3 protein-coding genes and 1 pseudogene are annotated in these 1,590 nt (G+C 73.2%); 3 read left to right on the plus strand and 1 reads right to left on the minus strand.

Annotation, left to right across the window (positions count from 1 at the left end; genetic code table 11):
* From LPA54_RS32535 to LPA54_RS32545, 3 genes and pseudogenes are all read left to right on the plus strand, one after another.
* On the plus strand, positions 1-164 hold a 164-nt coding region (locus LPA54_RS32535; RefSeq protein WP_267487917.1), incomplete at its 5' end, for an amidase family protein.
* Between the two features lie 279 nt (positions 165-443).
* Positions 444-1,019 carry a TetR/AcrR family transcriptional regulator gene (locus tag LPA54_RS32540; RefSeq protein ID WP_228917873.1) on the plus strand — a complete coding sequence of 192 codons (576 nt, stop codon included), beginning with the start codon at positions 444-446 and terminating at the stop codon, positions 1,017-1,019.
* A gap of 158 nt (positions 1,020-1,177) precedes the next feature.
* Positions 1,178-1,342, plus strand: a pseudogene (locus LPA54_RS32545) (DNA-binding transcriptional regulator); the annotation flags it as partial.
* Between the two features lie 22 nt (positions 1,343-1,364).
* On the opposite strand, the gene LPA54_RS32550 reads toward LPA54_RS32545, so the two are convergent.
* Positions 1,365-1,590 (minus strand): STAS domain-containing protein (locus tag LPA54_RS32550; protein WP_228984376.1); only part of this gene is annotated, 226 nt, incomplete at its 5' end.

Here is a 1,590-nt window from a genome sequence, read left to right on the forward strand (position 1 = left end):
TCACAGGAGTGCCCGCACTCTCCGTCCCGGTCGGCCGGGACACGGCAGGCATGCCCATCGGCATGCAGTTGCTCGGGCGGCCCTTCGCCGAGCGGACGCTGCTGCGGGTGGGCCACGCGTACGAGCGGACGCAGCCCGCCCGGTCGCTCGCACCCGTCGCCTGAGGGCGGTAGGGGCCGGGCCGGAGATTTCCGGCCCGGCCGCCCCACCGCTCGGCTCCGTCGGGATCAGGACCGGTTGCCCGCCACGATGAGATCGGCGAGGACCCCGCCACGGCCGTCGGGCAGGCGCTCGCCCTGTGCGGCGAGGGCGGTGCCGGCGTCACCCGCGGGTGCCGAAGTGCGTGGAGGGTCGGCAGCGACAGGACGACGGTGCCACCGAAGGGCATGCGCTGCCCGGGCAGAGGGCCGCTAAACGCAAGGACTGTGCTTTAGGCTGGTCGGATGAGCACCAGGCAAAGGGTTCGCCCCGGCGGGCGCAGCGCACGCGTACAGGCGTCGGTGCACACCGCCGTACGGGAACTCCTGGAGGAGAGGGGCCGCGAGGCTCTGACCGTCCCCCTGGTCGCCCAGCGCGCCGGAGTCACCCCGTCGACCGTCTACCGACGCTGGGGCACCCTGCAGGAACTGCTCTCGGACGTCGCGGTGGAGCGGCTGCGACCCGACACCGCGCCGGAGGACCACGGCGACCTGCGGTCCGACCTGACGGCGTGGGCCGAACAGTTCCTCGACGAAATGACGTCCGCCTCGGGCCGCGCCTACATCCGCGACGCCCTGCTCGGCGACCCGGACGGCGACAACGCCGGCCAGTGCTCGGCCTACGCGGCCGAACAGATCAACGTCATACTCGCCCGGGCCGACGACCGGGGGGAGCACGGTCCCGACGTCGAAACGGTCATGGACCGCGTCGTCGCTCCCATGATGTACCGCATCCTCTTCCGTCCGGCCGGGCTCGACGCCGCGTACGCCCGGCGGCTGGTGACCGAGCTCTTCGGTGGACGGGGGAAGGGCGGACAGTGACCGGGCGGCTGACTCCGTCGCCTCGGAAAGCACCCGCGCGGCGCACGGACGCGTTGGCGGCGCCCACGGTCCCCAACGAGGCCGCGGGCCGGCCCCCGAAGTGGCGCACGGAGGTGGCCAAGGGTGCGGAGAGCGGAGGAGTTCGACGAACCGGCGAGGACGGCCGGCTCCGGCTGCACGTCGTCTTCCAGGACGCACGGCACGCGGAATGGGCGCTGTGGCAGCACGCCATGTACGCGGAGGTGGAGGCCCCGCAGTGGCTGCGCACCTCGCTGCACCACCGCGCGACGGTGATCGCGGCCCGCTACGGGCCACCGGCCTGAGAGGTCGCCCGGGTCCGTGTTCTCAGGCGGGGTCGAGTGACTCCACGGTATCGGCACAGGCGCCCGTGACGCGCCCGTCGAGAGCGGCGTGCACGGTGGGGAAGACGGGGAGGAGCGTGTCGAGGCCCAGGAGGCCCCACACCTGCTGGTAGTGGTCGCTGAGGGCGGCGAGGCGCAGGACGCCGGCACGGCTGTCGAGCACGCCGGACAGCGCGACGATCATGCTGACGCCCGAGGAGTCGAGGTAC

The sequence above is a fragment of the Streptomyces sp. DH12 genome, assembly GCF_020873895.1.
Taxonomy (GTDB): Bacteria; Actinomycetota; Actinomycetes; order Streptomycetales; family Streptomycetaceae; genus Streptomyces.

Coding starts and splice junctions, on each gene's coding strand:
- LPA54_RS32540 (WP_228917873.1), top strand. CDS start 444: ATGAGCACCAGGCAAAGGGTTCGCCCCGGCGGGCGCAGCGCACGCGTA.